Source organism: Streptomyces sp. TG1A-60, from assembly GCF_037201975.1.
Taxonomy (GTDB): Bacteria; Actinomycetota; Actinomycetes; order Streptomycetales; family Streptomycetaceae; genus Streptomyces.
Map to the genome: position 1 here is coordinate 4695007 of NZ_CP147520.1, position 22008 is coordinate 4717014.

The window sequence follows — 22008 nt, forward strand, 5'->3', positions numbered from 1 at the left end:
GCACCTGCGCGGGTACGCCGGGGCGAATCCCGCGCCGCTCCCGGAGGGCTACCGCTTCCGGCCCAGCCCCCCGTGCTGCCCGATCGGCTTCGGCTCGCTCTCCGCCGTGCCGTCCGGGCGCCACAGCGGTACGGAGACGATGCCGGGGTCGATCAGGTCGAGGCCGTCGAAGTAGCCGGCGATCTGGTCGATGGGGCGGAGGAAGTACGGGACTGCGCCGGTCTCGTTGTAGGCGTCCTGGGCGCGCTCGTAGTCGGGGTCGGTGCCCCGGGAGCCCTCGTTGATGTTGAGGTAGCTGCCGGAGGGGAGGCCGGCGAGGAGACGGCGGACGATGCCGCGGGCCTCGTCGTAGTCGGCGACGTGGCCCAGGATGCCGCTGAGGATCAGGGCGGTGGGGCGGCTCAGGTCCAACGTCTTGGCGGCGGTCTCCAGGATGCGCTCCGGCTCGTAGAGGCTGGCGTCGATGTACGCCGTGGCTCCCTCGGGCGAGGAGTAGAGCAGCGCGCGGGCGTGCGCGAGGACCGTGGGGTCGTTGTCGACGTAGACGATCCTGGCGTCCGGCGCGCTCCGCTGGGCGACCTGGTGGGTGTTGTCGGCCGTGGGCAGCCCGGTGCCGACGTCCAGGAACTGCCGGACGCCCTCGACCTCTACCAGATGCCGGATGCTGCGCCGCAGGTAGGCGCGGCTGCTGCGGGCGATGGTCACGATGCCGGGGAAGGCGCCGGCGTACGCGTCACCGGCCGCCTCGTCCACCGGGTAGTTGTCCTTGCCGCCCAGCCAGTAGTTCCAGATGCGGGCGGAGGCGGGCACCGAAGTGTCGACCTTCTCCTTCGCCGCGGGTCCGGGCGTGGTCGCGTGATCGGTCATGGGCGCCGTCTCCTCCGCCGTGCAGGTGCGTCATACGTACAGACGCACGCATTGTGTCGAGCCAAACCTAAAGCCCAACAGAGGTGTTTCGTACGCCGGTTCCCCCGGACTTTGCCCTGAACTTCCCGTCGGCCGCCTGTCGCCGTCCATCGCAGCCTGCCGCCGTCTATCGCCGCCCGAGGAAGATCGGGTTGGTGAAGGCCGCCATCGGGCCGGGGAAGCCCGGGATCACCGGCGGTCGGCGGACCTCGGCGCGGACGTACGCCGCGTACGAGGCCGTCGTACGCCACCGGGCCGAGCCGGTGCCGGACTCCGGGAGGGCGGCGGAGGTGAGGAGAACGCCCTGGTCGGTGACGAAGCGGATGGTGCAGCCGGGGGAGCCGGTCGCCTCCAGCCGGACGGTGACCGGGGTGTCGCGGTCCACCTCCAGACGTTCACCGATGCCCGCGTGCTCGCCGTGCGGCCCGGACGCCGTGAAGGACACGGAGACGTCCTTGGACTCGGCGACGTAGGAGCGGCCGGCCCGCAGGCCCTCCTGGACGGCCTCCCTGGTCAGGTCGTCGGCGAGGACGACCGTCTGGGGGCGGCCCACCGGATCGGGGTCGCGGTGGGCGTCGCTGTTGCCCATCGCCGGGATCCAGTCCCGGCGGCCCTCGCGCACGGACGCCACGAGCATGCCGTCCCAGTCGGCGAGGGCCACCTCGTCCTCGGGCGAGTACGCGCCGTTCCAGACCTCCACCGCGTCCGCCTCGCCGAAGCCGAACTTCCAGTTGCAGCCGATGCAGGTGGCGTGCGGGTGGGCCGGGACGACCAGGCCCCCGGCGCGGCGGATCTGCCGGGCGTACTTGCCGAACCGGTTGTCCCGGGCCCGGTAGCGCCAGTCGACGAACGTTCCCGGATCGATGCCGAGGGCCACGACGTGACCGTTGCGCGTGGTCACCTCCTCGCCCAGCAGGATCAGCAGTTCGCCGTCGGGATGGGGGCCCGCGTGCTCGGCCCAATGGGCGTGCGCGGACTGGGTGTTGTGCTCCGAGCTGTTGATGAAGTCCAGGCCGGCGGCGCGGGCGAGAGCGGCCAGTTCGGCGGGGGTGCGGCGGCCGTCGGAGTACCAGGAGTGGAGGTGGCAGTCGCCCCGGTACCAGGCCCGGCCCCGCCCCTCGGCCCGCTCCGGCGGGTACACCGGCTTCACCGGCGTGCCCGGCGCGCCGTGGGTGAGGGTGATCGTGATCTCGTACGGCAGCCCCTCCGGCGCCACCGTGTACGGGCCCAGCGCGATGTGCCAGGTGCCGGGGCGGACGGGGCCGGGGAGGTAGCCCGGCGTCGCGTCGTCCGCCCGGATGAAGAACTCCGTGCGGGCGCCGCCGGACCAGCCGCGGAAGCCCTGCCCGCCGAGGCCGGTGCCGCGTTCGTCGAAGACACCGATGTCGAGCGCGTTGCCCGGGGCGCCGGCCGGGGCGGCCGGTCTGTCGTAGCTGTACGAGACCTTCAACTCCCGTACTCCGCACGGCACTTCGACCGGCAGATACACGAAGTCGGGGGAACCGGCCGGGAGGGTTCCCCGGATGGTCCTCGTCTCCTGGTCGCCGTCCGCGGCCTCGGCGCCGCCCGTTGCGAAGGTCACGCTCTCCAACGTAGGCGCGGTCGCCGCCGACGTCACGAACAGCGCGCGCCGTCCCCGCTCGGTTCCCTCGGCGTGGCGGTCGTCGCACATGCTGCTGCTCCCCGGGTCGTAGTGGGTGACGGGGCAGGGGCGGTTCGGGGGTGTTGTCCGCGCCAACCGGCTCATGCCGGAACGGCCTTGGGTGGTGGTGGTTGTGGCGTCGTGCCCATGGTCTACCCCGGGAGCCACTCGGTCTGCCGCCGGGCTCCGCACGACCCTGAGCACCGACCGGTCGGTATGGACATCCCCGTGCCGAGCCGCTACAGATGGCCGAGGGCCCGGCCCGTCGCACCGGGGGACGAACCACGCCCTCGTGAATCGCACGGCGGCTCTTTGCCCTGATCACCTCGCTCGTATGCTCGATGGATGACGACTTCCGCGACCCCTGGGAACGGCCCGACCGAGAACTCGATGCGGCGTGCTCTCAGACGAGCACGGGACGGTGTGGCGCTCGACGTGGGCGAGGCGGCGGTGCTGCTGCAGGCGCGCGGCGCGGACCTGGAGGATCTGGCCGCGTCGGCGGCCCGGGTGCGGGACGCGGGGCTGGCGGCGGCCGGGCGGCCCGGCGTGATCACGTACTCGAAGAGCGTGTTCGTCCCGCTCACCCGGCTGTGCCGGGACAAGTGCCACTACTGCACGTTCGTCACCGTGCCGGGCAAGCTGCGCCGGACCGGTCACGGGATGTTCATGTCGCCGGACGAGGTGCTGGACGTCGCCCGCGAGGGGGCAGCACTCGGCTGCAAGGAAGCGCTGATCACGCTCGGCGACAAGCCGGAGGACCGCTGGCCGGAGGCGCGCGAGTGGCTGGACGCGCACGGGTACGACGACACGGTCGCGTACGTCCGGGCGATCTCGATCCGGATCCTGGAGGAGACGGGTCTGCTGCCGCACCTCAACCCCGGCGTCATGAGCTGGACGGACTTCCAGCGGCTGAAGCCCGTGGCCCCGTCGATGGGGATGATGCTGGAGACCACCGCGACACGGCTGTGGTCCGAGCCGGGCGGCCCGCACCACGGCTCCCCGGACAAGGAACCGGCGGTCCGGCTGCGGGTGCTGGAGGACGCGGGGCGTTCCTCCGTCCCCTTCACCTCCGGCATCCTCATCGGGATCGGGGAGACGTACGAGGAGCGCGCGGAGTCGTTGTTCGCGCTGCGGAAGGTCTCCCGCACGTACCACGGCGTCCAGGAACTGATCATCCAGAACTTCCGGGCCAAGCCGGACACCGCGATGCGCGGCATGCCGGACGCGGAACTGGACGAGCTGGTCGCCACGGTGGCCCTCGCCCGGCACCTCATGGGCCCCGCCGGCTGCGTCCAGGCCCCGCCGAACCTCGTCGACAGCGAGTACGAGCGGCTGATCGCGGCCGGGATCGACGACTGGGGCGGAGTGTCCCCGCTCACCATCGACCATGTGAACCCCGAGCGCCCCTGGCCGCAGATCGAGGAGCTGGCGGAGAAGTCCGCGGCGGCCGGGTTCGAGCTGCGGGAACGCCTGTGCGTCTACCCGGAGTTCGTGACGCGTGGTGAGCCGTGGCTGGACCCGCGCCTCCTGCCGCACGTCCGGGCACTGGCCGACCCGGAGACGGGCCTGGCCCTGCCGGACGCGGTCGTCGAGGGCCGGCCCTGGCAGGAGCCGGACGAGGTCTTCGTCGCCGCCGGCCGGACGGATCTGCACGCCTCCATCGACACCGAGGGCCGTACGTCCGACCGCCGGGACGACTTCGACGAGGTGTACGGCGACTGGGGCGCCCTGCGCGAGGCGGCGGCGCCCGGTATGGCCCCCGAGCGCATCGACACGGACGTACGCGGCGCCCTCGCGACGGCGGCCGACGACCCGACCCGCCTCACCGACGAGGAGGCGCTGGCGCTGCTGCACGCGGACGGGCCGGCGCTGGACGCGCTGTGCCGCATCGCGGACGACGTGCGCAAGGCGGCGGTCGGCGACGACGTCACGTACGTCGTCACGCGGAACATCAACTTCACGAACGTCTGCTACACCGGCTGCCGCTTCTGCGCCTTCGCGCAGCGCCGCACGGACGCCGACGCGTACACCCTCTCCCTGGACCAGGTCGCCGACCGCGCCCAGCAGGCGTGGGACGTGGGCGCGGTCGAGGTGTGCATGCAGGGCGGCATCCACCCCGACCTGCCGGGCACGGCGTACTTCGACATCGCGCGGGCGGTGAAGACCCGAGTCCCCGGTATGCACGTCCACGCCTTCTCCCCGATGGAGGTGGTGAACGGCGCGACCCGCACCGGGATGTCGATCCGCGAGTGGCTGACTGCCGCGAAGGAGGCGGGGCTCGACTCCGTCCCCGGCACGGCGGCGGAGATCCTGGACGACGAGGTGAGGTGGGTCCTGACGAAGGGGAAGCTCCCCACGGCCACCTGGATCGAGGTCGTCTCGACCGCCCACGAACTGGGCATCCGCTCCTCCTCGACGATGATGTACGGCCACGTCGACCAGCCCCGTCACTGGCTCGGCCATCTGCGCACCCTGGCCGGCCTCCAGCAACGCACCGGCGGCTTCACCGAGTTCGTGACCCTCCCCTTCATCCACACCAACGCCCCGGTCTACCTGGCCGGCATCTCCCGTCCCGGCCCCTCCATGCGCGACAACCGCGCCGTCACCGCCATGGCCCGCCTCCTCCTGCACCCCTGGATCCCCAACATCCAGACCAGCTGGGTCAAGCTGGGCACCGAGGGCGCGGCCGAGATGCTCCGCTCGGGCGCGAACGACGTCGGCGGCACGCTGATGGAGGAGACCATCTCCCGCATGGCGGGCTCCTCCTACGGCTCCTACAAGTCGGTCAGGGACCTGATCGCGGTCGCGGACGCCGCCGGCCGCCCGGCCAGGCCCCGCACCACCCTGTACGGCGACGTCCCGGAGGAGCGCCGACGGGCGGCGGAGGCCTCGGACGGCCATCTGCCGGAACTGCTGCCGGTGCTGGACTGAACGGCCTGGGGAACGGCCTCGACGCCGCCCTCCGCGTGTTCCTGCTGAGCGGGGTGGTGTTGCTGGTGACGTATCCGCCTACCGCGACGGTCTCCCAGATGATGATGAGGGCGTAGACCGTTTCCCTGTGCACGTGGCCGCTCCCGGAAAGCCGACGGCGGTGTCCGGGTAGCCGTCGCCGGGTGGGGCGAAGCGGTGGTGTCGGACGTGACGGTTCGCGCTCGACAGGGGCCCGAGCGGGCCGTTCCCCTTCGATTACAGTGCTGGACTGTCGAGCCGTACGCATGTACCTACGTACTGACGTATGGGTGTGGCCGTGAGGAGGCCGGGGTGAGTGCGACAGCCGGTGGCGTCTGGGGGCGGGTCGAGCAGCAGGATTTCCGCAGCCGCGTGCGGGGAACGCTGCTGGGCTCGGCCGTCGGCGACGCGCTGGGCGCGCCGGTCGACCGGCTCACCCTGGCGGAGATCGGCGAGGCGTACGGCCCGGAACGGCTGACCGATCTGGTCCCCGCGTACGGCAGACGCGGCGCCATCACCGACCTCACCCAGCTCACCCTCTTCACCGTCGACGGTCTCATCCGCGCCCAGGTCCGCCGTGACACCGGCCTCTGGCACCCCCCGACCGATCTGCACCGGGCGTATCTGCGCTGGGCCACGACGCAGCGGGACTGGGGTCCCGACGAACGCCGCAAGGACGACGGCTGGCTCGCCCGCGAGGAGTGGCTCTACGCCCGCCGCGACCCCTCCCGCACCTGCCTCCTCGGCCTCGCCGACGCGACCATGGGCACCCTCGACGCCCCCAAGAACCCGGGTGACCGGGGTGCCGAGGCAGCGGCCCGCTCCGCCCCCTTCGGTCTCCTCGTCGGCTGGGAACCCCAGCTGGTCTTCCAGCTGGCCGTCGAGTGCGCGGCCCAGACGCACGGGCACCCCACCGCCTATCTGGCCGCCGGCTCCTACGCCGTCGTCGTCCACGCCCTCGCCCGCGGCGAGAGCCTCGACGCCGCCGTTCAGAAGACCCTGGTGCTGCTGGCCGCCCGTCGCGGCCACCAGCCCGTCGCCGACGCGCTCCAGCAGGCCCTCACCGCCGTCCGCCAGGGCCCGCCGTCCCCCGCCGTCGTCGAGGGCCTCGCCGGCGGCGGCACGGCCGAGGGCCTGCTGGCCGTCGCCGTCTACTGCGCCCTGGTCGGCGAGGACGTACGCCACGGCCTGTGCCTCGCCGTCAACCACGGCGGCCCGTCGGGAGCGGCCGGCGCCCTGACCGGCGGCCTCCTCGGCGCCCTCCACGGCGAGACGGCCCTCCCACCCGCCTGGCTCGCGGAACTGGAGGGCCGCCCCACCCTCCTCGTCCTCGCCGACGACTTCGCCCTGGAGATGACCCAGGGCCCGGCCCTGCACAGTCCGGCCGGGGCGGTGCCGGGGTGGCTGACGCGGTATCCCCGGGGCTGAGAGAGAAGCAAAGACCATGGCGGACCGGACCCTGCGACCGGCGTGCCCGACGGACGTCGAACCCGTGGCCGAGCTGCGGGCACTCGTGATGCGCCCGGACCTCGAACGCCTCGGCCGCTACGACGAACACCGTGTACGCCGGCGCCTCCGCGACGCCTTCGACCCGGCCCACACCTGGATCATCGAGGTCGGCGGCACCTTCGCCGGCTGCGTGGCCCTCCGCCCCCGCGCCGACGCCCACTGGCTGGAGCACTTCTACCTGGCCCCGCACCTCCAGGGCACCGGCATCGGAACGGCCGTACTCCGCGACCTCCTGACCCGCTGCGACCGCCACGGCACCCTGGTCCGCCTGAACGTCCTGCAGGGAAGCCCGGCTCGGCGCCTGTACGAACGGCACGGGTTCACGAGGGAGACCGAGGACCCGGTGGACGTGTTCATGGTGCGGCAGCCGGGGGCCGGGTATCCCAGGTTGTAGCGGTTCTTGCGGTATCCGAGCGGGGACGCCACATGCGGGCGCGACCGCAGCCGGTTGACGCGCGGCGCGAACACTTCGAGCCGATGGCGTATGTGAACGCGAGCGGTCGAAAAGGATCACCCCCGCTCATCGGTGGGCCAGGTCAGCGCATCAGTTCCCCGGCGTTGACCAGCAGCGACTGGCCGGTGATCGCCCGTGCCCGGTCGGACGCCAGGAAAACCACCGCATCCGCGACATCTCCGTCCGTGGCCAGTTCCGGCAGCGCCATCCGCTCGGTGAGCCGTGCCAGCACCTCCGTCTCGGGCGCGCCCTCGCCCTGCGCCGTGAACCGCACGTACGCCTCCACCGGCGGCCCCCACATCCAGCCCGGCAGCACGCTGTTGACCCGTATCCGGTGCGGACCCAGCTCCCTGGCGAGCGAGTACATCGCGCTCGTCAGCGCGCCCTTGGACGCCGCGTACGCCGCCTGCCACACCTGTGAGGGCGCGGTCACCGACGACTGCGTGCCGATGATGACGACCGACCCGCCGCCCGCCGCCCTCAGGGCCGGCAGACAGGCCCGCGTCATCCGCAGCGTGCCCAGCAGGTTCACGTCGAGGACCGCCTGCCAGGTGGTGAAATCGGCGTCCGCCAGGCCCCCGAAGTAGTTGTCCCGGGCCGCCACGTGCACCACCGCGTCCACGCCCCCGAACCGCTCCCGCGCGAGCGCCGCGAGCGCCGCGCACTGCGCCTCGTCGGTGATGTCGGTCGCCCGGTACGCCGTGCGCGCGCCGCCCGGATCCACCTCCGCCGCGGCCTTGGCGAGGTTCGCCTGCGTGCGGGCCCCCAGCACGGCGTTCCCGCCGTCCCGTACGACCGCCGCCGCGACCCGCTGCCCCAGTCCGACGCCGACTCCCGAGACGATGACGGTCTTGCCCGCGAGCAGTGACATCGGACGCCTCCCGGCTCTGGCGCATTAACTGACGGAGCGTCAGAGTATGGGCCACCGGTGGAGGAAGGAAGGGGAACCCCCATGTCCGACGACCCCCGTGGCGCCGCGAGCGAGGACACCCGCAGCGCCACGTACGCCGAACTGGCCGCCGTGGGACCGTACGGCGTCCACCCCGGCCACGCGCTGATCACCATGGTCGAGCCGCACCCGGGCCACGAGTACGCGTACAACCGCTGGTACGAGGACGACCACTACTACGCGGGCGCGATGGCGATGCCCTGGATGTTCGCCGGGCGCCGCTGGGTGGCCACCCGCGACCTCCAACTGCTGCGCTGCCCCGAGAGGTCGGCGGTGGCCCAACCGGTCACCGCCGGCTGCTATCTGTCGGTCTACTGGATCACCGAGGGCCGCTACGACGACCACATGAAGTGGACGGTCTCCATCAACAGGCGCCTGAACCGCGACGACCGCGTCCACCACGACCGTACGCACGTCTTCACGGCCTTCCAGGACCGCCTGGAGACGATCTACCGCGACGGGGCCGTGGGACCACGTGACTTCCACGCGCTCGACCACCCGTACGCCGGCCTGGTGGTGGAGGTGATCGACGCCCACGGGCCGCAGGAGCGCGCGGAGTTGCTGGAGTGGCTGCGCGGCCGGTATCTGCCGCAGCGCCTGGCCGGCTCCCCCTGCGCGATGGTCGTGCTCTTCCGGCCCACTCTCCTGCCGCTGGACCGCATGTCGTACGTCAAGCAGGTGGAGGGAGTCGACACCCGGCTCACCCTGCTGTGGTTCCTGGAGACCGATCCGCGCGACTGCTGGGAGCGGTACTTCACGGGCCTGGACGAGGCGGTCGCCGAACGGGGCGTCGGGCGGCTGGAGTTGGCGGCGCCGTTCATTCCCACGGTGCCGGGAACGGACCGCTACGTCGATCAACTGCGATGACCGACGGCGATGACCGACCGACTGCATGACCGACGGCGATGACCGACGGTGTCACTTCGTCTCCCCGGTGCCCGTCACCTCCGCAGGCCGAGCCCCCTCGGCCGGGACGGCGGGCCAGTCGAGAGGGCTCTTTCGGTGGTGCCTGTGAAGTTGTCGGTCAGGCGCTCGGTCGAGGACCGGAACGAGCTCTCACGCCTTGACCGAGGTGACGAAGGCGTTCCACGCGTCGGCGGGGAAGGCCAGGTTGGGACCGTCGGGGACCTTGGAATCACGGACGGCCATGGCCGACAGGGCGGGTGATTTGATCTCGACGCAAGCGCCGTTCCCCTGGGAGTACGAGGACTTGACCCACCTGTCCGTGGCGCCTTGCTGAATTGCCATTTCTGCTCCGGTACCGGTTCGTCGCTGAATTGCTGTCGCCGCGCCGCGGGTTCCATGCGGAACCCGCGGTACGGATTGCGCCAAGGATGCTGACTTCTCGGCGTGATCGACGCTACTCGTCAGCATCGGCAGACGAAGCGACCATTCACCCGTGCGGGTGGCATATTCCGGTACGGTCTTCCGCTGGAGTAGGGGGAGGGTGTATCTTTCGCCGCTTCCGGCCTCAGAAGTGCTCAGGGGCGTCTGGAATCGCTCGCGCTCAGCGGGCGTACTCCTTCGCGACGCTCTCGATGAGCCGCCGCGACTGATCCACGTTCAGGGCCTGCGCCCGGAGGTGCTCGTACATGACGGTGTACCTCTGCACGTCGTGCGGCTTCTCCAGATAGAGGTCGCTGGTGACCCCTTCGATGTACACCACGCTCGAATCGGCCGCGTCGACGAACTCCAGGATGGCGTACTGACCGTTGATCCCGGGATGCGCCCCCACCTCGAACGGCAGTACCTGCACCGTGACATGGGGGACCTGGGACAACTCGGCCAGATGTTCCAGCTGTTCACGCATCACCGACCGGGACCCGACGACTCGTCGCAGGGCCGCCTCGTCCAGGACCGTCCACAGCCGCAGCGGGGTGTTCTCGGTGATGACGCGATCCTGCCGCCGTATACGCACTTCGACGCGCTTGTCGATCTCGGTCGAGGACGTCTCGGGCAGGGCCCCTCTGATGATGGCCTCGGCGTACGCGCGGGTCTGGAGCAGCCCGGGGACGACCTGGGGGTCGTAGACCCGCAACGACTCCGCGTCCGTCTCCAGGCCGATGTAGACGCTGTACGGTACGTCCCCGAACGCGTGCCACCAGCCCTGCTGGCGTGAGTCCTTGGCCATTTGCATCAGCGAGTCGACGAGGCGCTGGTCCTCGACCTCGTAGACCCCGCACAGGTCGCGGACGTCTCGCTGGCTGATGCTGCGCCGGCCGTTCTCCAGACGGCTGATCTTCGACTGGGAGACCAGCAGCCGCTCGGCGACCTCCTCGGCGGTCATGCCCTTGAGCTCGCGGAGCCGACGCAGCTCCTGGCCCAACCGGCGTCGCCTGACAGTGGGGTTGACATTGGACGCCACGGGACGTGCACCTCCGGCTGCGTGCCTCTGCTTGGTGTATCTGCTGCTGAGCAGATTGCCACCAAGGTGCCGAGTACCGCTGGAAAACAGCGGATATGCGCTGCGCACACGCCGTTCGCACCGGTCTTTTTCCGTTGCGGAGGGATCTTTACCGGACGCACCGGCCTTCCCGGTACGGCCCCGGGCATGCGGTCGCGCGGGGCGGCGCGGTCGTGTCGTACGGACCGGACCGGTCGGTCGTCGGCCGGCGGTGCTACGACCGCACCGCCCCGCGCGAGCCGGCGGCTCCCGAACCGGGTCCTGGGGTCCCTTCGAACGGTCCGGTGCCGGCGGTACAAGCGGTGCGGTGGTGCTGTGGCGGTGCTGCGGCGCTGCCGCTGTGGAAGCCGTGGAACGTGAACGGGTCCGCGGCTCTGGGCCCGGCACTGCTTCCCCGTCTCCCGGTGCGCCTTCTCAGTGCGCCACGACGCGGGCCATGGAGCCCCGGCGTGGCTGCATCGGAACGCCGCGCGCGGGTTCCGGTGCGGGTGGCCTGGCGCCGGGGGCGGCCTGACGGCCGGTCGGTGCCGGGCTGCGGCGCGGCTGGGCGGCCACGCCGTTCTGCACGTCCATGACGGCGTGGGCCACCATGCCACCCATGGGGTCGTGCCTGATCAGATCCCGCAGCCGGGAGCGGGACGAGCGTCCCTCGTTCCCCGGATACAGGTGCTTGCCGAGGCCCACGGCGTGGGCCAGGGCGGCGAGCGCGGCCGTCCGCGGGTCCGGCGGTACGCCGGTACGGATCGCGGAATCCAGCCGGGCCCTGATCTCCCGGCTGATGGCCGTCTCCGTCGCCTGGTAGCGCGTGGTCGGCAGCACTCCGCACATCTGGCCCGCCACGGCATGCACCATGCCGCACCGCTCCAGATGCGAGAGGTAGGTCTGGCGGAGCCCGAGGCGGGGCCCGCCGATCCAGTGGACGGCACGTACCGGAGCGCCACGCCTTCGCAGCAACTCCAACGCGCAGTCCAAAGTCGGATCTCCAGTCGGCCGTGGGGACACCACGGCGATACGATCCCCGTCTGGGGCTATCCGTCCGGCCAGCGCCAGCTCCACTAGCTGTGCTCCGGCCAGACCGAGGTCGAGCGACTGCGGCTGTGCGGTGGTACCCGTGGCCGGGTCCAGCGCCAGCAACAGAAGCTCTTCCGGAAGTGTTCTGCGGCTCCTGCCCATCCATGCCTCCCCGCGTGGATGAATGACAGGGTGACCCCTCTCACATTGGTCTGTCGAGGGTGCGTGACCGAAACGTAGTGGAACCAGTAGGTATGTCGTTCTCGTCTACCGCTCTGGTCGGGCCCGCACACAGGACACTGGTACAGGTTCGGACAGCGGCGCGGCGCGAGGGCGTGTGCGATGGCTAGTGTCCGGGCGGCGGGTTTCACGGTTCGGTAGGCGCGTGCTCCGAGGACGGGCTGCGCGCGGGAGGAGGCATCGGTGGCGGGCACGTCCCCCGACAGGTCGAAGCGGTACGAGTCGTCGGCGGGGTCGACATCGGGGAAGACGTCGGCGGGTTCGACGTCGGGGACCGAGGCACCGACCCCGGAACCCGGAGCTTCCGGCCCGCTCCCGGCCCAGCAGTCCCCGGACCCACGCCTCGCGATCTCCCGCGGTCCCTCCCCGAAGCCCGACCAGGCGACGGCGGTCTTCTCCCGCAAGGCACTGTTGGAGGGATCCGAGGCGGAGGACCTGAAGCCGGCCGAGACGTTGCCCGCCGCGACAGGGCCCGCTGCGACGGAACCCGCCGAGGAACCCGCTGTGACGGAACCCGCTGTGACGGAACGGGACGCGACGAAGCCTGCGGCGCCGGCGTCGGCCGGGTCGAAGTCGGCGGAGTCGAGGTCGGTTGGGTCGAAGTCGGCTGAGCCGGAGGCGGACAAGGCGGAGACCGCCGGGAAGATGTCCGCTGGGCCCGAGGTCGACGAGCCCGAGGCGGACCAGGTCGATGCGGTGGGCGCCGGTGGCGCGGACGGCTCGGGCTCCGGGGGCACGGGCGCCGAAGGCACGGACGGTGCGGGGGCGGACGCCACTGGGCCGGACGTGGACGCCGGTCACGTCGAGGGGTCGGGCAAGGCCGCGGACGGCTCGGGCGGTTCAGAGGGCTCGGAGGGCTCAGTCGGTGACGCGGAGGCGCAGGCCGACGAGGTCGGGGACCGGGGCGTCGACGCGGAGCCGGGCGCCGGGGCTGAGGCCGAGGGCGGTGACGCTCACCCGCGCGTGCGGGGTGACGCTGCGCCCGCCCCTACAGCCCCTACCGCCTCGGCGGCACGACTGCCCGCAGTCGAGGCGGGGAAGCGGGCGGAAGCCGACGGCGACGCGGAGCCCCGGGCAGCGGCGCAAGCCCGGGGAGCCGGCCAAGTGGCTGCCGACAGGCCCGAAGACGGGGCTGAGCCGAAGGGCATGACAACGCCCGGCTCCGCCGTCGGTACACGGCCTCGCCCGGCCGGTGAGGCGGCGGCCGATGCCACGCACGGCGTGCGGTCCGGCGCCGCGGGCGCGGGGGAGCCCGGGTCCGCTGGTGAGTCCGGTGCGGGCTCCGCTTCGGCAGGCGACGAGCCGGAAGCCACCGACGGCGCGGACGCCCCGGAAGGGCCGCCCGCGGCTGACGACGGAATCCGCACGGGTGGCGCGGGTGGGAAGTCGGTGGGCGACGGCGAAGCCGAGGCGGCCGGGCCGGTGGACCACCCGACCGCGGTCTTCCGTACCCCCCGGGCGCCCGCTGTGGACCAGCCCACCACCATGCTCAAGCTCGGCGGCGGCGACACCGACCCGGCCGACGCGGACGCCGAGGTCTCCCAGGACGGCGGCCCCGAGAAGGACAAGGCGGCGCCCGAGCCCCCGGTCGAGCGCACCAGCACCTTCGTGGCACTGAAGTCACTGGACGAGGCGGCCCCGCCCAAGGCGTCGGCGTCGCCGGCGGCTTCGGACAACCCCGCCCTGAGCCCGGCGGAGGCGACGCGGGCCGTACCGCAGGTGGGGCCGGAGCTGACCACGCAGCAGCCGTTGCCGCCGAGGCCGCCGCTGGATCTGCTGGCGGAGCTGACGAACACACCGCCGCCGAGGCAGACCCCGGTACGGACGATCGTCCGGCGGGTCAAGATCTGGACCCCGCTGGTGGTCCTGCTGGTGATCGTGTTTGCGGTCGTACAGGCAGTGCGCCCCCTCCCGGCGCCGACGCTCGCGCTGACCGCCGACGCGTCGTACGCCTTCGAGGGTGAGAAGGCCTCCCTGGCGTGGCCCGACGAGGGCCAGGGCTGGATGGACGTGAACGGCATCGGCACGATGGACAGCTTCGGCGAGCAGAAGCCCGTGGCCATCGGCTCCGTCGCCAAGGCGATGACCGCGTACGTCATCCTCAAGGAACACCCGATGAAGGCCGGCGCGAAGGGCGAGACGATCCCCGTCGACGCGAAGGCGGAGACCGAGGGCGGCTACGACAAGGACGGCGAGTCCACCCTCAACACCCTCAAGGAGGGCGACAGGCTCAGCCAGTACGACGCGCTCGCGGCCATCATGATTCCGTCCGCGAACAACATCGCGCGGCTGCTCGCCCGCTGGGACGGCAACGGTTCCGAGGAGGCGTTCGTCAAGAAGATGAACGCCGCAGCCAAGGACCTCGGCATGACCGACACCACGTACACCGACCCCTCCGGCCTGAAGGATTCGACGGTCTCCACGGCCGAGGACCAGGTCAAGCTCGGCAACGCGCTGGTGAAGATGAAGGCCCTGACGGACATCACCAAGCTGCCCTACTGGCACGACCCCTCGGGCCGGCGCTGGGACAACTACAACCGTCTCGTGCCGTACAACAACGCGATCGGCATCAAGACCGGCTCCACCACGGCGGCCGGCGGCAACCTGCTCTTCGCGGCCACCCAGGAGGTCGGCGGTGAGACGGTGATCGTCGTCGGCGCGATCCTCGGCCAGCACACGCCGCCGATCATCGACACGGTCAACGCGGTCAGCAAGACCGCGATGATCGCCGCCCAGGAGGCGCTGACCGCCAGCACGATCCTGAAGAAGGGCGATGTCGTCGGATACGTCGACGACCAGCTCGGCGGCCGGGCCCCGGTCGTGGTCACCGAGGACGTCTCTGCGGTCGGCTGGGCCGGCAAGACCGTCAGGCTGGAACTCGACGCGAGCGACTCCGTCCCGCACGAGGCGAAGGCGGGTACCAAGGTCGGCTCCCTCGTCGTCGGCGACGGCTCCGGCGACGGCGTCGAGGTACCGGTCGCCCTTCAGAAGGACCTCACCGAGCCAGGCTTCGGAGCGAAGCTGACCCGCGTGAGCTGACCAGTCGGCACTCCCTCACCGGCGTACCGACGCCGGCGTACCGACGTTGACACGAAGCGCCCCTTCCGACCGCCAGGCCGGAAGGGGCGCTTCCACAGGTCGGGGACGCACCGCGCCCCAGGAACGCCACGCGTTCACCCGTCCGCCTCCGTCCCCTCCTCCTCCGCCTCCTTCTCGCACTCGAGCGCCGTCGTCCGGGACGGCCCGCCGTACTGGGAGCTGATGCGGACGTCACCCGCTTCGTGGACCGTCAGACGGGTGAACTCGGTGAGGTCGCCGTTGGATTCGCGGTCGGCGGTGAGGCAGCCGTTGTCGGCCCAGAGCCAGGGGGAGTAGGCGACGCGGACGATGACCTCGCCGGGCCTCGGCATGTGGACGACGAGGTTGGCGCCGTCGGCGCTGACGACGGAGGCGGGCTTGTCGACCAGCGGGGTCGCGTTCTTCACCCGGTAGATCTTCCAGTTGGCGTCCTGCCAGACGCGCTCCAGATAGTCCGGCTCACTGGTCACCAGGGTGTGTTCGAGCTCGGCGGGCCCGTCCGGCTCGCCGTTCACGAGGACGACGAAGCCGACCGCCCACTGGGAGAGCCAGGCCTTGTAGGCGGCCGGGGTGAACGTGCCGTCGGGTACCTCGGTGCCGCCGTGGCCGTCGTAGAAGAGCCGGCCGCGCTCGACGTCGGCCTGCCGGTTCCAGCCGCGCGCCATGTTGATGTACGGGGCGAGGATGGCGGCCTCGCGGTGGTCGCGGGCCGGTACCACCTCGACGCGGGTCTTCCAGGCGCCGAGCCGCTTGAGCTCCTTCACGACACCGTCGGTCTTCACGGCCCACTCGGGCACCTTGGTGTTGGTGACGATGTCGGCGGTCGTCTTGCCGGTCAGCCAGGTCAGGGAGAGGACCAGCGCCACCGCGCCGGCCACCATCCGCCGGTGGGCCGTGAACCACGGCAGGGGCAGCCGGGAGTCGGCTGTGCGCCCCTCGCCCCGGTACAGGCAGATCGCCAGGGCCGCCGCCGGGCCAGCCAGCTCCAGGAGGCGTTCGACGTTCGTGCCGATCGGGGTGGGGATCAGATAACAGAGGACCACGCCGAGCGAGTAGATCGCGGCGCTCAGACGCAGCACCCGCCAGGCGCTCGGCGTGACCAGCACGACCACCGCGCACAGCGCGACCGGCGGCCATATCCGGCTGAAGGCCATGGGCTGCTCTCCCTCGAAGGGGAACAGCAGGGTGGTGACGGCGACGACGGCCACCGGCGGCACGACCAGCGCCGCCGCCCGGCCCCACTCGTGGCACAGCAGATACGCGGCGCCGACCACGAGGAGGAAGAGCCCGGAGACGGGGCTCCCCATCGTGGACAGCGTCGCGCACACCGCCGCCACGGCGAGATGCCGCCCCGTACGCCCGCTCACCACCGCCAGCAGGGCCCCCATCGCGAAGGCCGTGCCCAGGATGAAGGTGGAGCGCCCCGACACCACCTGGCACCACAGCGAGAACGTCACCGCCAGCGCCACCGGCACCGGTCTGCGTACACCCGTACGGGCGACGACCTCACCGGCCAGCCACGAGGCGGCGAGCCCCGACACCAGCGTGACGGGGACGACGCCGCACGCCGCCATCAGGTACGGCGAGAGCACGCTGTAGTTCGCCGCGTGCAGTCCGCCGTACCAGAAGAGGTTGACCGCGGAGTCCGGGTACGCCTTCGCGAACTCCGCCCACGCCACCTGAGCCGCCAGGTCGCCGCCGCCGGTCGCGAAGACCGCCCACCACACGACGTACAGCGGCAGGGCGCACAGGGCGGCTGCGAGGGCCACTCGGTGGCGCTCACGCCACGGCTCGCGCGTCGGCGACGGTTTGTCGGCGCGTGAGCCGTTTCGTCGTGGGGTCAGCTCGGCAAAGGCCACTGCGGCTCTTCCGTTCCGTTCGACTCGTGCGGGCGGGTGCGGTCTACGCGGATGTCCGCACAGGAGTCTTCCCAGGCGGCTTCTCAGACGTTCTTCATGTGTTGAGGTAGACGCTAATCACTCGCTGACAGTTGGCTGGACAGGACCCGGGCGATCCGCCACGGCCGTAGGGAATCCCCTACGGCCGTACGACGGCCACGCGGGTCGGCGCGGATCCGCGCGGTCAGGACGCGACCGGGAACGCCACGTCGCACACCGGATCCTCGGGGCCCGCCGCCGCCCAGTCCGCGAAGTAGATCTCGCGGCACGGGCCGACGACTTCGAGGCCCTGCTCGGCGATCCACCGCTCCACCGCCTCGAAGGCCGCGAGGATCTGCGGGTGGGCCACCTGGGCCTTGGTGATCCGGGTGTACACGAGCCGCCCCGCCGGCTCCACGCGCACCCGGGTCGACCAGGCCCGCCCGTGCTTCGCCGCCCAGAGACGGGCGGCGGCCCGGTCCGCCACCGGCACACACGACTCGGCGGGTCCGTCGCTCTCCATGGACACCTCGGAGTGGTACACGACGAACGGCGCGCCCGTGGTTCCGCCGCAGGCCGCCGCGCCCTCCTCCAGCCGCCCCAGCGAGGCCCCGATCCACTCCGGCAACTCGTCCGCCAGTGTGTGCCGTGACTGCGTCAGCAGCACCTGCGAGGCCGTGTCGACCGTTTCGACCGTGAATTGCCCGTATGCCCCTTCCGTGTTGCTCGCGCTGTTCACACCGTTCACACCGTTCACGCCGTTCATCGCAAGGTCCCTTTCGGACAACCGTCCACGGAGGTAGGCGACGAGGGTCCGCTGGGACGCGAACCGTTCCTCGGCCCCGGCCCAGTACGCGGCGAGCAGGCCGGCGGCCCGCTCGCCGTCCAGCTCGACGGCCGCCACGATCTCGGCGATCCGCGCGAGAGGCATGTCGAGCTGCCGCAGCAGGGCCACCAGACGGGCGCGTTCGGCCTGGCCGGCCCGGTAGTACCGGTAGCCGTTGACCTCGTCGACGTACGCGGGCGTGAGCAGCCCCAGCCGGTCGTACAGCCGCAGTGCCTTCGCCGACAGCCGCGTGCGGGCGGCGAAGGCACCGATGGCGAGCAGGTCGTGCGTGTCCACTGGGTCATCCTCCGTCACCGGGCGCCCTCCGCCCGGCGGGAGGGACGGTGCCCCTTGCCCCAGGGGCAAGGTCAACGGCGCACGGTCGGCGAGGGGAAGGCGTGGTCAGCCGATGGCCTTCTCCACGGCGGCGACCAGCTCCGCCGACTCGGGCTCGGTCTGCGGCGAGAAGCGGGCGACGACCGAGCCGTCACGGCCGATCAGGAACTTCTCGAAGTTCCAGCGGATGTCACCGGCGTGCCCCTCGGCGTCCGCGTGGCCCACCAGCCGCTCGTACAGCGCGTGCCGCCCCTCCCCGTTGACCTCGACCTTCTCGGTCATCGGGAAGGTCACCCCGTACGTCGCCGAGCAGAACTCCGCGATCTCCTCGGCCGACCCGGGCTCCTGCCCGAGGAACTGGTTGCACGGCACACCGAGCACGGTGAAGCCCTGCGCGGCGTAGCGCGCCTGGAGCGCTTCGAGGCCCGTGTACTGGGGGGTGAGACCGCACTTGGAGGCCACGTTCACCACGAGGACGGCCTGCCCGGCGTACTGCGCGAGGTCCGCGGGACCGCCCTTCAGGGCATCGATCCGGACGTCGAGGACGGAGGTACCGGCGTTGTCAGAAGTCATAAACGGATGCTATCTCCGGTCCCGCACGCTCCCTCCGGCCGGGTTCACGAACCGGCTGCCCGCGAGGGCCTCGGCGTTGACCTGCCACCAGCCCATGGGGTCCTCCCGCGTTTCGTGTGTGCGCGAAACACTACGGCGGGCCGGCGGAAGGCCTGAAAATCATGGCTCATGCGCAGCTATCAAGCCCTGTCCCTGACCCCGCCCGAACTCGCCGGCCACGCCCTGGGGTTGCACTCCGCCGGGATGCTCACCCTGCAGGGGGTGAGCGCGGCTCTCGCGGGCGGGGTGGCCCAACTGACCTCGCCGGGGGCGGCGATGACGTTGCTGGCGGGGGCTTCGGTGGCGGTGACGCTGGCGCTGTGGAGGCCGGCCCGCCGCTCCCGCCCGGCTCCGACCCGTGCCGACCGGGCCGGAGCCGGGCGGGAGCCGACTGCCCCTTCCTGACCGGCACGAGGGGCGCCCTCCCGGACGGGAAGGCTCCGGCGCTCGGGGCGTCCACGGTGCCCAGCCGCCCCCCGCCGGGCCGGGCGCGGGGAACCGGGAAGAACGAGAACCAGCGAACGCGCAGCTGACCCGCTCAGGGTTTTGTCATGACTGATACGGCTGTCGCTGCGGCTGACCGTACTGCTGGCCGCCGGGACCACCCCTGCCCTGCGCCTGGAGCTGTTCGGCCTGTTCGGCGCTCACTTTCTGCTCGGCGCCGCAGAAGGTGCACTGCGTCTGGTACTTCGTCGAGACCGGGAACAGCGGCACGAAGAACAGCGTGAACTTCGTGACCCGCTTCCTGAGGGTGTGCGCGGCGGGATTCCCGCACTGCCCGCACACCAGCGTCAGTATCGCGAGCTGGTACAGGTATCCCTTGGTGCCAAAAATGATCACGATCTCGATCCTTCCCGGGGGTGCCTACCGACACACTGTCCTCCAGTGTGCCTGTCCCTGATCAGGTTCGTCCGGTTCGCGCCGGGGTTCCCGCCCCGGCGGGTGCGGGTGGCACCGGCGGTCCGTAGCCCGGAACGGGCGGTGGCGGCATGGTGTCTGGACGTGCGCCCGGCGCGGCCGTCCTCCTCGGCGAAGACCGCCAAGCGCACACCCTGCTGCCCGTGAAGGGCGACCAGCCCACCGTGCACGGCAGTTGAGGACGCCGCCCTGGAGGCAGGTCCCCGTGCTGGACCGCTCCCACGACCGCGGGCACGGCCGCGAGGAGATCCGCGAAGCCAAGGTCGTCACCGTCGACGGGCTGCTGTTCCCCCACACCTGCCAGGCGGTACGCGTCCGCCGCAAGCGCCGCCGCATCGGCGCGAAGAAGCGGCAGGCCGAGACCGTCGGGCTCACTTGAGGGCAAGGCGGGCCCTGGGACCTCACAGGTACCCGGGACCGCCGCGCCGCCCCTAACGTCCCACTCAAGGGCGCACCGCCGGTGCGGACAGCCGTTCGGGGCAGGAGGGGAACCGGGCCGCACCTGAAGACGACAGCCGTCGGCGCGGCCATGGCCGGTTCGGGGACCGGGCGCGAACCGCTCAGAGCATGCGGTCCGGTGTCACTGATGTGACACCCGGGAGTCGGCTGATCGCGCTCGCGGAGGGGCTGCTTCGACGACTGTGAGAAAAACATGCGAGAGGGGGATCTTGCTGTCCGGAAATCGTTCTTCAGCTGCCAGGGATCTACTCGGTGCGGCGGCCATGGTTGCGACGCTGATCGCGGTTGTCGGCATTTCCGGCTGCGGGGTGACCACCTCTTCGGAACAGCATGAGTCAGTACGGCCTGAGGGCCGGCTGCGGGAACTGACCGCGGCCGAGGAAGTCGTGGTCGACAGGGCCGAACAGCTACTCGTCAAGAAGTGCATGGAGCAAGCGGGCTTCCAGTTCTGGGTCACGGGGGTGGAGAGCGCCGCGAGCCGAAAAGCTTCGGCATTCGTACTTGACGATGTCAGCTGGGCGAATAAACATGGCTATGGTGGGCAGTTCAGGCGGGACGCTGAAGAAGCCCGGCGAAACGGCCCGAATGGCAGTTATGTGAATTCGCTGACACGGGAAGAGCGCGTCCGCTACAGGACGGCGCTCGACGGCACACCGTCCAGTGGCGTGGTGTCGGCCGCGTTGCCGGGAGGCGGCACTGTCAAGACGCCTCGCGACAGTTGCCACGTCAGGGCGAAGGGCCAACTCTACGGCGACTTCAAGACCTGGTTCCGCGTCGAGAAGATCGCCACGAATCTCACCCCTCTGTATGTTCCGGATCTTTCCAAGGACAAGCGATTCACGAAAGCACTCGCGGCGTGGTCGCTGTGCATGGAAGGCAAAGGTATGGATTACGCCGACCCGTTTGAGGTCCGCGCGGAACTCGACCTTCTCACTGAAGGGTTGAGTGACGCCGCGGCCCATGCCGTAGAAGTAGAACTTGCGGTGGATGAGGCGGAATGCGCCAAAGAGTCGTCTCTCGCGGAAACGGCCCGGACACTGGAAGGCGAATACCGCGCGAAGAAAACCCGTCGCTACGGTGAGGAAATAGCTGCCTTCCAGCGTATGCGACTGGCCGCGTTGGATCGCGCCAAGGACATCGTCGGCGCCTGATCCCGGCTCCCGCTGGAAACTTCCGGGCGTCCGGAAGTTTCCGCGAACCCAAGATTTCCGCAGCTGTCATTCTGCGGGACGTCCCTGTCTGCAACATGACGCAAGGAGGACACGTGCGTAAGACAACCGCCGCACTCGCGGCTCTCGGTGCCGCGGTACTCGGGGTGCTCGTCCCCACCGGTACCGCGAACGCGGCCACCGCGTGTGACAACGCGTGGCACAGCCTGCCGGCAGGCAGCATGGCTGCCTACCAGCACATCAACTGTGGGGGCGCTCTCCTGGGCCGGACGCCGGGCGACGACTCGAACTGGGGCAACGGCCAGGGTGCCTTTCAGGGCAGTGACACCAACAGGGCAAGCTCGGTCCTGAACGCGGGGACGACCCACGACACGTCCTGGCACGCGGTCCAGTTCTTCAACGGAACGGGTACCGACTGGGCCGGCGGGTCCAGCTGCCTCAAGAGGAGCGAGTTCTACGCCAGCAACCTGACCGACGACTACTTCACCAGCGGTCACGTCATCAACGACGCCATCAGCTCACACAGATGGGTGCCCGAGTCCTACTGCGGGGGCCGGTTCATGACCTGACCAACGCGCCCGCAGCGGCGCGCGACGAACCTGTGCCTCGCTCCCCTGTGGGGGCGGGGCACAGGCACGTCACCCGCACCCCGGCGGAGCCCCCCGACCA

At 71.1% G+C, this 22008-nt stretch carries 18 protein-coding genes and 1 pseudogene; 9 read left to right on the top strand and 10 right to left on the bottom strand.

Features of this window, described 5'->3' with window-relative positions:
• Positions 1-48: 48 nt before the first annotated feature.
• Together WBG99_RS20365 and WBG99_RS20370 are read right to left on the bottom strand one after the other, a co-directional pair.
• The gene (locus WBG99_RS20365; RefSeq protein WP_338897657.1) at positions 49-867 is read right to left on the bottom strand and encodes an SAM-dependent methyltransferase; all 819 of its coding nucleotides are present in this window, start codon (positions 865-867) and stop codon (positions 49-51) included.
• A gap of 166 nt (positions 868-1033) precedes the next feature.
• Entirely contained in the window at positions 1034-2578 is a 1545-nt protein-coding gene (locus WBG99_RS20370) for a CehA/McbA family metallohydrolase (RefSeq protein WP_338897658.1), read from the bottom strand.
• A gap of 315 nt (positions 2579-2893) precedes the next feature.
• Between WBG99_RS20370 and WBG99_RS20375 the strand changes: the two genes are divergently transcribed.
• From WBG99_RS20375 to WBG99_RS20385, 3 genes are all read left to right on the top strand, one after another.
• A complete protein-coding gene (locus WBG99_RS20375) occupies positions 2894-5479 on the top strand; it encodes a bifunctional FO biosynthesis protein CofGH (protein WP_338897659.1) in 2586 nt (861 codons plus the stop codon).
• 330 nt (positions 5480-5809) lie between these two features.
• On the top strand, positions 5810-6925 hold the full coding sequence (locus tag WBG99_RS20380; protein ID WP_338897660.1) for an ADP-ribosylglycohydrolase family protein: 1116 nt from the start codon (positions 5810-5812) through the stop codon (positions 6923-6925).
• Between the two features lie 16 nt (positions 6926-6941).
• Positions 6942-7400: a GNAT family N-acetyltransferase gene (locus WBG99_RS20385; protein ID WP_338897661.1), complete on the top strand. Its 459-nt coding sequence runs from the start codon at positions 6942-6944 to the stop codon at positions 7398-7400.
• A gap of 142 nt (positions 7401-7542) precedes the next feature.
• Here WBG99_RS20385 and WBG99_RS20390 read toward each other — a convergent pair whose 3' ends face one another.
• Positions 7543-8331 carry an SDR family oxidoreductase gene (locus tag WBG99_RS20390; protein ID WP_338897662.1) on the bottom strand — a complete coding sequence of 263 codons (789 nt, stop codon included), beginning with the start codon at positions 8329-8331 and terminating at the stop codon, positions 7543-7545.
• 81 nt (positions 8332-8412) lie between these two features.
• Between WBG99_RS20390 and WBG99_RS20395 the strand changes: the two genes are divergently transcribed.
• Positions 8413-9276: a hypothetical protein gene (locus WBG99_RS20395; protein WP_338897663.1), complete on the top strand. Its 864-nt coding sequence runs from the start codon at positions 8413-8415 to the stop codon at positions 9274-9276.
• 189 nt (positions 9277-9465) lie between these two features.
• Here WBG99_RS20395 and WBG99_RS20400 read toward each other — a convergent pair whose 3' ends face one another.
• From WBG99_RS20400 to WBG99_RS20410, 3 genes are all read right to left on the bottom strand, one after another.
• Positions 9466-9657: a DUF397 domain-containing protein gene (locus tag WBG99_RS20400; protein ID WP_338897664.1), complete on the bottom strand. Its 192-nt coding sequence runs from the start codon at positions 9655-9657 to the stop codon at positions 9466-9468.
• A gap of 259 nt (positions 9658-9916) precedes the next feature.
• On the bottom strand, positions 9917-10774 hold the full coding sequence (locus WBG99_RS20405) for a helix-turn-helix transcriptional regulator (RefSeq protein ID WP_338897665.1): 858 nt from the start codon (positions 10772-10774) through the stop codon (positions 9917-9919).
• 453 nt (positions 10775-11227) lie between these two features.
• The gene (locus tag WBG99_RS20410) at positions 11228-11986 is read right to left on the bottom strand and encodes a GPP34 family phosphoprotein (protein WP_338897666.1); all 759 of its coding nucleotides are present in this window, start codon (positions 11984-11986) and stop codon (positions 11228-11230) included.
• 261 nt (positions 11987-12247) lie between these two features.
• On the opposite strand from WBG99_RS20410, the gene WBG99_RS20415 reads away from it, so the two are divergent.
• Positions 12248-15103: a D-alanyl-D-alanine carboxypeptidase gene (locus WBG99_RS20415; protein WP_338897667.1), complete on the top strand. Its 2856-nt coding sequence runs from the start codon at positions 12248-12250 to the stop codon at positions 15101-15103.
• Positions 15104-15237: 134 nt separating this feature from the next.
• On the opposite strand, the gene WBG99_RS20420 is transcribed toward WBG99_RS20415, so the two are convergent.
• The 3 genes from WBG99_RS20420 to WBG99_RS20430 all read right to left on the bottom strand — a co-directional run bounded on the left by WBG99_RS20420 (position 15238) and on the right by WBG99_RS20430 (position 18754).
• On the bottom strand, positions 15238-16911 hold the full coding sequence (locus WBG99_RS20420) for a hypothetical protein (RefSeq protein ID WP_338897668.1): 1674 nt from the start codon (positions 16909-16911) through the stop codon (positions 15238-15240).
• Positions 16912-17224: 313 nt separating this feature from the next.
• Entirely contained in the window at positions 17225-18160 is a 936-nt protein-coding gene (locus WBG99_RS20425) for a MerR family transcriptional regulator (RefSeq protein ID WP_338897669.1), read from the bottom strand.
• Positions 18161-18247: 87 nt separating this feature from the next.
• Positions 18248-18754, bottom strand: coding sequence for a glutathione peroxidase (locus tag WBG99_RS20430; RefSeq protein WP_338897670.1), 507 nt, complete (start codon positions 18752-18754; stop codon positions 18248-18250).
• 165 nt (positions 18755-18919) lie between these two features.
• Here WBG99_RS20430 and WBG99_RS20435 point away from each other — a divergent pair.
• A pseudogene (locus WBG99_RS20435) lies at positions 18920-19198 on the top strand (MFS transporter); the annotation flags it as partial.
• A 144-nt stretch (positions 19199-19342) separates the two neighbouring features.
• On the opposite strand, the gene WBG99_RS20440 reads toward WBG99_RS20435, so the two are convergent.
• Positions 19343-19633 carry a zinc-ribbon domain-containing protein gene (locus WBG99_RS20440; protein ID WP_338897671.1) on the bottom strand — a complete coding sequence of 97 codons (291 nt, stop codon included), beginning with the start codon at positions 19631-19633 and terminating at the stop codon, positions 19343-19345.
• A 283-nt stretch (positions 19634-19916) separates the two neighbouring features.
• Here WBG99_RS20440 and WBG99_RS20445 point away from each other — a divergent pair, with 283 nt between their 5' ends.
• The 3 genes from WBG99_RS20445 to WBG99_RS20455 all read left to right on the top strand — a co-directional run bounded on the left by WBG99_RS20445 (position 19917) and on the right by WBG99_RS20455 (position 21908).
• Positions 19917-20090 carry a hypothetical protein gene (locus WBG99_RS20445; protein ID WP_338897672.1) on the top strand — a complete coding sequence of 58 codons (174 nt, stop codon included), beginning with the start codon at positions 19917-19919 and terminating at the stop codon, positions 20088-20090.
• Positions 20091-20433: 343 nt separating this feature from the next.
• Positions 20434-21321: a hypothetical protein gene (locus WBG99_RS20450; RefSeq protein ID WP_338897673.1), complete on the top strand. Its 888-nt coding sequence runs from the start codon at positions 20434-20436 to the stop codon at positions 21319-21321.
• Between the two features lie 113 nt (positions 21322-21434).
• Positions 21435-21908, top strand: a complete 474-nt coding sequence (locus WBG99_RS20455; RefSeq protein ID WP_338897674.1) for a hypothetical protein — start codon at positions 21435-21437, stop codon at positions 21906-21908.
• The last annotated feature ends 100 nt before the right edge of the window (positions 21909-22008 follow it).

What these genes read in the sequence shown, in the direction of transcription:
- WBG99_RS20365 (WP_338897657.1), bottom strand. Translation starts at nt 867, where the DNA reads ATGACCGATCACGCGACCACGCCCGGACCCGCGGCGAAGGAGAAGGTC.
- WBG99_RS20370 (WP_338897658.1), bottom strand. Translation starts at nt 2,578, where the DNA reads ATGTGCGACGACCGCCACGCCGAGGGAACCGAGCGGGGACGGCGCGCG.
- WBG99_RS20375 (WP_338897659.1), top strand. Translation starts at nt 2,894, where the DNA reads ATGACGACTTCCGCGACCCCTGGGAACGGCCCGACCGAGAACTCGATG.
- WBG99_RS20385 (WP_338897661.1), top strand. Translation starts at nt 6,942, where the DNA reads ATGGCGGACCGGACCCTGCGACCGGCGTGCCCGACGGACGTCGAACCC.
- WBG99_RS20390 (WP_338897662.1), bottom strand. Translation starts at nt 8,331, where the DNA reads ATGTCACTGCTCGCGGGCAAGACCGTCATCGTCTCGGGAGTCGGCGTC.
- WBG99_RS20395 (WP_338897663.1), top strand. Translation starts at nt 8,413, where the DNA reads ATGTCCGACGACCCCCGTGGCGCCGCGAGCGAGGACACCCGCAGCGCC.
- WBG99_RS20400 (WP_338897664.1), bottom strand. Translation starts at nt 9,657, where the DNA reads ATGGCAATTCAGCAAGGCGCCACGGACAGGTGGGTCAAGTCCTCGTAC.
- WBG99_RS20410 (WP_338897666.1), bottom strand. Translation starts at nt 11,986, where the DNA reads ATGGGCAGGAGCCGCAGAACACTTCCGGAAGAGCTTCTGTTGCTGGCG.
- WBG99_RS20430 (WP_338897670.1), bottom strand. Translation starts at nt 18,754, where the DNA reads ATGACTTCTGACAACGCCGGTACCTCCGTCCTCGACGTCCGGATCGAT.
- WBG99_RS20450 (WP_338897673.1), top strand. Translation starts at nt 20,434, where the DNA reads ATGGTTGCGACGCTGATCGCGGTTGTCGGCATTTCCGGCTGCGGGGTG.